The 7,944-nt window shown below is 36.7% G+C and carries 5 protein-coding genes; 4 read left to right on the top strand and 1 reads right to left on the bottom strand.

Annotation, left to right across the window (positions count from 1 at the left end):
- On the top strand, nt 1-2,130 hold a 2,130-nt coding region (locus QNJ50_RS27935; RefSeq protein WP_300642296.1), incomplete at its 5' end, for a polysaccharide biosynthesis tyrosine autokinase.
- Between the two features lie 153 nt (nt 2,131-2,283).
- Here QNJ50_RS27935 and pgsA read toward each other — a convergent pair.
- The gene (pgsA, locus tag QNJ50_RS27930) at nt 2,284-2,817 is read right to left on the bottom strand and encodes a CDP-diacylglycerol--glycerol-3-phosphate 3-phosphatidyltransferase (RefSeq protein ID WP_300642293.1); all 534 of its coding nucleotides are present in this window, start codon (nt 2,815-2,817) and stop codon (nt 2,284-2,286) included.
- Between the two features lie 195 nt (nt 2,818-3,012).
- Between pgsA and QNJ50_RS27925 the strand changes: the two genes are divergently transcribed.
- From QNJ50_RS27925 to QNJ50_RS27915, 3 genes are all read left to right on the top strand, one after another.
- Nucleotides 3,013-4,437 carry an aspartate ammonia-lyase gene (locus QNJ50_RS27925; protein WP_300642290.1) on the top strand — a complete coding sequence of 475 codons (1,425 nt, stop codon included), beginning with the start codon at nt 3,013-3,015 and terminating at the stop codon, nt 4,435-4,437.
- Between the two features lie 230 nt (nt 4,438-4,667).
- Entirely contained in the window at nt 4,668-5,798 is a 1,131-nt protein-coding gene (locus tag QNJ50_RS27920; RefSeq protein ID WP_300642287.1) for a hypothetical protein, read from the top strand.
- A 312-nt stretch (nt 5,799-6,110) separates the two neighbouring features.
- Nucleotides 6,111-7,076, top strand: a complete 966-nt coding sequence (locus QNJ50_RS27915; RefSeq protein WP_300642285.1) for a DUF362 domain-containing protein — start codon at nt 6,111-6,113, stop codon at nt 7,074-7,076.
- Nucleotides 7,077-7,944 lie beyond the last annotated feature (868 nt).

The raw sequence follows: 7,944 nt of genomic DNA, 5'->3' as shown, positions 1-7,944 counted from the left end.
AAAAGACGTTGGCTACCTGCACTGATTGTGGGTAGTTCTGTGTTTGGGGTAGCAGCTTTTAATACATTTAAGCAAGAACCAATTTATAATGCTGAAGGTAAGCTGCGATTTAACAGTGATCGCGTTTCTGCATTAACAACTTTAAATAGTCAAATGGGAGAAGTTGCAGCAATCTCTGGAAAAGGTAATCCTTTAGCAACAGAAGCACAGATTATTCGTTCACGTCCTATAATTCAAAAGACTATCAGCAAGCTCAATTTAAGAGATAGTAGAGGTGAACTCTTAAAGCCCAGTGTATTGATTTCAAAACTCAGGGTCAATGCTGTAGGAGATACAGATATTTTGAATCTTTCTTATGAGAGTAACGATCCACAAGAAGCTGCAGCGATTGTTAATTCTTTAATGAAAGACTATCAGGAAAATAATATTAGTACAAATACAGCAGAAGCAAGGTCAGCACGCGAGTTCCTGAAGAAACAACTACCCGAAGTAGAACAAAGATTAGTCCGAGCAGAAGCAGAACTGCGTCAGTTCAAAGAAAAAAATGGAATAGTAGCTCTCGAACAAGAAGCACAAACAGGAGTTGAGGCTCTCAAGGATTTATCAGAAGAAATTGTTAAAGCCCAAGCATATTTAGGAGAAGTTACAACTCGCTCCCAGGGTCTGCAAAATCAATTGCAATTAGAGACTCAAGAGGCTGTTGCAATCTCAACATTGAATCAGTCCCCAATAGTACAAGAAGCACTGACACAATATCAAAAAGTGCAGGATGAGCTAGCTGTCGCACAAACTCAGTTTACTGGCGAACATCCAATGGTTATCAGTTTGCTGAGGAAAGAACAAGCTCTGAGAAATCAATTAGGAAAACGAGTCGGTCAACTGATCGATAATGGAAATTCCATATCAGAAAGAAATTTGCAAATTGGTGAAATTAAACAGAATTTAACAGCTGAATTAGTTAAATCAGAGGTAGAACGTTTAGCAGCAGCCAATCGAGTGGGGATATTAAGAAAAAACTTTATCACTCAACGAGCACGTTTGCGTAGTTTGCCAAAATTGGAGCAAACACAGCGACAGTTGCAACGAAAATTAGAGGTTGCACAACTAACCTATACGGAACTACTAAAGAAACTGCAAGAAGTAGAGGTCGTAGAAAATCGAAGTGTAGGTAACACGACTATTATTTCCGAAGCTTTAGTTCCAGAGTATCCTATATCTCCGAATATTACGCGTAACCTTTTATTGGGAGGAATTGGAGGAATTCTTCTTGGTGTGGGAACAGCTTTATTACTGGAAAGAACCGATAAATCCCTTAAGACAGTAGATAAAATTAAGCAGTTACTGGATTATCCCTTATTGGGAACAATTCCAAAAACTCCTAAAACTACCAAGGGAAGTACTGATAATCAAGAAATTGAATTACCTGTACTAGACAACCCCTACTCATCAGTCACTTCAGCCTTTGAAATTCTCCAGACAAATTTAGCATTTACAGTTTCTGACAAAACTCTCAAAGTAATTGTTGTAAGCAGTTCTAATCCAAATGAAGGTAAATCCTTTATTTCTGCAAATTTGGCAGTAACCTTATCCCAGCTAGGACGTAAAGTATTATTAGTAGATGCAGATATGCGTCGTCCTCGTCAGCATAGAATTTGGAGACGACCGAACTTAATGGGTTTAAGTAACGTCCTTGTCGGTCAATCAAAATTACAAGATACTCTTCAAAGAGCTTTACCTGCATTGGATGTGTTACTGGTAGGGAAAATTCCTCCGAACCCATTAAAATTATTGGAATCCCAGCGAATGTCTTCTTTGATTGAAGAAGCAAAAGAAGAATATGACTTTGTTATTCTTGACACTCCACCTCTCACAGCAGTAGCTGATGGACTAATGCTCAGCAAGCTAGCGGATGGGATATTATTGGTAGTACGTCCAGAGGGTGTTGACTCAGATACCGTTAAAGTTGTCAGAAACAGATTAAAGCAGTCAGGTCAACAAGTTTTAGGAATGGTGGTCAATGGTGTTACCCCCAAAAATGGATCTGCTTACTACTATTACAACAAGGGTTATTATGGAGAACCAAGTAAGTCTAAGGAAAAAGTAGAAGTTTTCCAAGTTAGCAAACATTGAATATTGCCTTTCAGAAAGCTAAGTCTAAAATATAGTAATTTTTCAGTACAAAAGTACGGTGCTGTTAGCATCGCGTAACGCACCATTCCAGATTTAAGAATTACAGGTTATTAAATTCTCATTTCTAAGTCTAAAATATGATAATTTGTCCAGTTAGTCAGAATTATGTTCTTTTGCAAGGTTTGATTGCTTTGGTAAAAGATAAATTGCTCCAGAAATCAAAGTAAAACCTACGGAAATCCAGAAAGCAATCAAAGAAGGTAACCGCCAAACTTGAGACAGAGGTGCGATTAAAAGTGCGATCGCAATTATTTGACTAACTGTTTTTAATTTTCCCCAAATATTAGCACCAGTAATAGTAGTTTTGTTCGCGCGCCAACCAGCAATTGCTAGCTCCCTAGCCAAAATTAAAAATACTCCCCAAGCTGGTATCTGACCCAATTCAATTAAGGCTAATAATGGAGCTAGCACTAATAATTTATCTACTAAAGGGTCAAGAAACTTACCCAAATCGCTAACTTGGTTCAGTTTCCTGGCTAAATAACCATCTAACCAGTCAGTTCCAGCCGCGAGCAAAAAGATTATTAAACAGATCCATCTTGATTGTGGCGTTGGATTTTGTAAGCCATAAAGTATGAAGGGTATTCCAAGTAAACGTGAAAAAGTAATCCAATTGGGAATTGTCACTCGCTTTGTTCCTATTCTTGGGCTCAGTTTTATATAAAAGAGCAGGTTTATTTTATGCCGTTGCTGTAAAAAATAAATTATAATCTTCTTGCCCTTTCAGATTTATAAATTTATTTATGAATTTCAATGTTTGATGATAGTTCTCCTAACTGATAAGTAACAAGAAGTAGCCACCGTTCATATTTGTAATTGCTGATGACCGAACAAACTAATTCCCAATTCCGCATTGAAACAGATTCCATGGGGGAGCGCCAAATACCAAGTAACGTTTATTATGGTATCCAAACCTTACGAGCAATAGAAAATTTTGCCATTAGTGGTATAAAGCCCCTACCTACTTATATAGATGCTGGGATATTAATCAAAAAAGCAACAGCAATTACTAACGGAGAACTTAAATGTATCCCCCAAGATATTAGCAACGCCATTGTCCAAGCTGCCGATGAAGTGCTAGGTGGTAAATTTCGCGATCAGTTTGTTGTAGACATATATCAAGCTGGGGCAGGAACTTCCCATCATATGAATATTAATGAAGTGTTGGCAAATCGAGGTTTAGAAATTCTTGGTTTCACAAAAGGAGAATATAAGCGCCTCAACCCGAACGACCATGTCAACTACGGACAATCAACCAATGACGTTATTCCTACTGCAATCCGTATAGGTGGCTTACTAGCATTATCAAAAACTCTACATCCAGCTTTGGAGAATGCGATCGCAACTTTAGAGTCAAAGGCAGAAGAATTTCAAGAAATAATCAGATCTGGCAGAACCCATATGCAAGACGCCGTCCCCGTGCGTTTGGGTGAAAATTTTCGTGCTTGGGCACAAATTATTACGGAACATCAAAACCGGATTTATATTGCCTCGGGGGATTTGATGGTATTAGGTTTAGGAGGAAGTGCAACAGGTACGGGTTTAAATACCCATCCCCACTATCGAGCCCGAGTAGTAGAAGTTTTATCAGAAATTCTTGACATGCCTTTAACTCCTGCTTCCCATCCGATGGCAGCAATGCAAAGCATGGGTTGCTTTGTTAATGTATCTGGCTGCTTGCGTAATTTAGCCCAAGACCTAGTAAAAATTTCCCACGATCTGCGTTTGATGGATTCCGGACCAAAAACTGGTTTGAAAGAAATCCAATTACCTCCGGTACAGCCCGGTTCATCTATAATGCCCGGGAAATACAACCCGGTAATGGCGGAAATGACTTCAATGGTATGTTTTCAGGTCATGGGTTACGATAATGCGATCGTTTTAGCAGGGCAAGCAGGGCAACTAGAACTCAATGTAATGATGCCATTAATTGCTTACAATCTAATCCACAGTATTGAAATTCTTGGTAATACCATCGCCAGCCTTACCGAAAGATGTATTAAAAATATAAGTGCTATGCCTCAGCGTTGTTTGGAATATGCAGAAGGTAGTTTAGCTCTGGTTACTGCACTCAACACTCACATCGGATATCTAAATGCTGCTGAAGTTGCAAAGGAATCTCTATCAACTGGAAAATCTTTGCGGCAAATTGCCTTAGAGAAAGGTTTAATGAGTGAAGCAGAGCTAGAAAAAGTACTGAATCTCGAAAAAATGAGTCAAATAGTCCCTTTAGTTGATAGAGATTAGCAATTGGGGACATCAGGAATAATATGTGAAGAATAGGAGATCAGTAATTAGTCACTAACTATCGATCTAGATATTTATTCTTCCTGTCACAAGCCCTAGATCTTATTCTTCTTTTCAGCCTTCAGAAAAAATTTCTAATTTCAATAAAATTATGTAACTATACGGGAAAGCTTATGGGACTATTGTAAAGCAGTACTGTAGGCTTTGAAATAGTTTAAAAGTAACGACATATGTCTGCACCGCACCAACAAAACTATGCAACATCACCACCGAAGAAGAAAGCCAGTAACAACCTGAAATGGTTTTGTTCTGGTGTCTTACTTTGGTGCTCTGTTTTAGGATTTATAACTGCCTGTCAAAACAGTAATTCATCTACAAATGATTCTAATCCACAACCTGCAAATTCTTTAACTAGTAAACCTTCAACTCTTGCATCTTCTCAGGTTAAATTTGGAGAACAATCTTTACCAAAAACTGTTGCTCAAAGTTCAACGCCCAATAGTAGTCGTGAAGCGATCGCACAAAATACAGCCAAGTCAAACTCAGAAAATCATTCTGATTTGAGATTGAAAACTCCCATATTTCCTACAATAGATCGCAATAATATATCTAATGCAACCCGAGCACTAGATGCTCCAGACTATGATTTTTCGATCAAAGCACCGCATATTTTAGAAGGAAAGACAAATCCCGAAGAAAAAATCAAACCAGCTAAAGAGGAACTAGATATCAGCCCCCAAGAAAATATCAGTCCCGAAGAAAATAGTACGACTCAAAAACAAACCAATAAACAAGAAACTGATAAACAAGAAACTAAGAAACAAGAAACCAAAAAACAAGAAAAATTAATCAAAGCAATTTCTAAAGTTAAGACACCACAAATATTTAGTAGCCAGAAATTGGGCTTTAGCTTTAAATATCCCAAAGGTTATGTAGTCAATAAGGGTCAGAACAACCCTAGTATTGAACCTGGTACAGTACAGCAACGAATAGATGTATGGAGTAAGATTGATTATCAAGCAATTAAATCCGGTAAATTTCAAGGTTCCGAATTACCAGCAAATGTAAGTATTTCCGTCGAAGAAAATCCCAAACGTCTTACTGCTAGTGAATGGTTGCAAGAAAATAAAGATGAATTTGGTACCACTCAAAATCAAGTAAAGCAATTTATTGCAGGTCAAGAAGCTGTTATTTTTCACTCTAGCGGTTTGTATGAGGCTCAAAACATTGTCCTACCGAATAAAGGTGGTAACAAAGTGATTGTAATTAGCCATTCCCAAAATCATAATTACTCAAACAGAGATTACGAAAAAGTATTTGAGCAAGTAGTTTCTAGCTTTGAACTCCGCAAACATCAATAGTAATTCAAAATACCCATAAAAATGTTAACTTGATGTAATTATATTAACACTAATTCTGGCGAATCAAACTAACCAGTGAGTTCAACCAATAATTGATTCGTAGTTCTAAGAATTTGAACCCTAAAAATTTAAACCCTAAAAATTAGAACCCTAAAAATTTGATTGTCCCTAGAGAAAATATTTTTAAATAGTCACACCCAAACGGTCTTAGCCGATTTTTTGATTTTTCTTTGTTAGACTTACCTATGTTCCACATTTAAAACTGTTACGTACTTCCTTCTTTAGAGTTTGCGAATAATTTAGGATCGCTATATGCAATCACCATCTGTCAGTTTAATCCGTGCTAATTCGTATCGTAGAGAAGTGTTGAGACATTCTCTAGAAACATTACTCGAGCCTCTTGGGGGGATAGCAGGGTTTGTAAAACCGAGACAAAAAGTTCTTCTGAAACCTAATTTACTTACCGGTTCGCGTCCTACGAAAGAATGTACTACCAGACCCGAATTAGTATACGTGTTAGCACAGATGGTAATGGAAGCTGGAGGACAGCCATTTTTAGGAGATAGTCCAGCCTTTGGTTCGGCAAAGGGAGTAGCAATCGCAAATGGTTATCAATCAATTTTAGAAGATCTGAAATTACCAGTAGTAGAATTTCATGGCAAGCGTTATCAGATAGTTAACCAAGAGTTCAATCACCTACTGTTGTCCAAAGAAGCAATGGAAGCAGATGTTGTAATTAACTTGCCTAAAATTAAATCTCACGTTCAGTTGGTATTGACTTTAGGCGTAAAAAATTTGTTTGGTTGTGTGCCAGGAAAAATGAAAGCTTGGTGGCATCTTGAAGCAGGAAAAGATGTAAGTCGTTTCAGTACTATGTTGGTAGAGACAGCCAAAGCTATTAATCCAACTCTAACTATAGTAGATGGAATCGTCGGTCACCAAGGGAATGGACCGAGTGGTGGCGAACCTCGTCATCTGGGAATTTTAGGCGCATCTACGAATATATTTGCCCTGGACAGAACTTTGGTGGAAGTACTAAATGTTTCTCCAGATAAAGTTCCAACTATTAATGCATCGATGCGATTGGGAATTTGTCCATCACTTGCTGAAATTAATTTTCCTCACTTACACCCAAAAGCGTTACAAGTAGATGATTGGTTATTACCAGATAAACTAATACCTATAGATTTTCGCATGCCCCGTCTCATTAGATCTACCTTTAAGCATCTCTACATTCGATTCATTAAAGAACCAATGAGCGCATACGCAAAAAATTAGTTGTAATTAAGGCAGAATATATGACAATTAACGCCAAATTTGTTACAACAACCAGAAAAATAGCACAGTAAGCTATAAATACCCTCCGATTGCTTAACTAGACCGCCCTATATTAGCGGCGGTTTTTTATCAGTCTTTACTAGGTTGGGCAGTCATTAAGTATATATAATTTTTTGTTGCATCGAGATAATTAGATATCTAATTAGCTACTCAAAGGCAGATTTATTTGAACTAATAAATTACAATCATAGTCAATCACGTAAATTAATACTACTTAAGTTAGAAATAAATATATCTTGAACATCCAGAAGCTGACAAAATTAAAATTTGGAAAGCGTTACATGAATATTTTGATATCTTTCGATTAAGATATGCTTTTCTTTAGCTTAATAATCCCTACAAATACTATATTAGATAATCAAAATTAAAGATACACTACTCTAATTTGTTAGCAATTTCCGATTTAAGACTTCGAGCGGTCACACAAAAGGTTTTATACCCATATAAATTAAATTTGTTATGGGGCGAATCAACCAGACTTATTCAAACTAATATTTTTATCTTTAAATTATTACTCTGACTCTATCAATATATATATTGACAAAATTGAGATTTATTGAGCTAACACAAAAGCATCTATCAATCGACATCACCATCAAACATGCTTGGGGAAATATAAAATAAATATCCACTAAATGTTACTTGTTCATTTTATTAAAAATTCTAAGTTAAACTACTCGTAAATCACTACAACTTAAATCAATATCTGTATTTATTCGGTATACAAACACTGTCAAAAAAGTTTTATAACTATATTAGCTCATAGTATTTTATGTTTGAGTACAAACACTGATTTAGAACTTATTTC

Origin of the sequence: Mastigocoleus sp. MO_188.B34 (assembly GCF_030065675.1) — a bacterium.
In the GTDB taxonomy this organism is placed as follows: Bacteria; Cyanobacteriota; Cyanobacteriia; order Cyanobacteriales; family Nostocaceae; genus Mastigocoleus.
The sequence above is the reverse complement of the archived record's forward strand: the minus strand, read 5'-3'. Positions and strand labels throughout refer to the sequence as shown.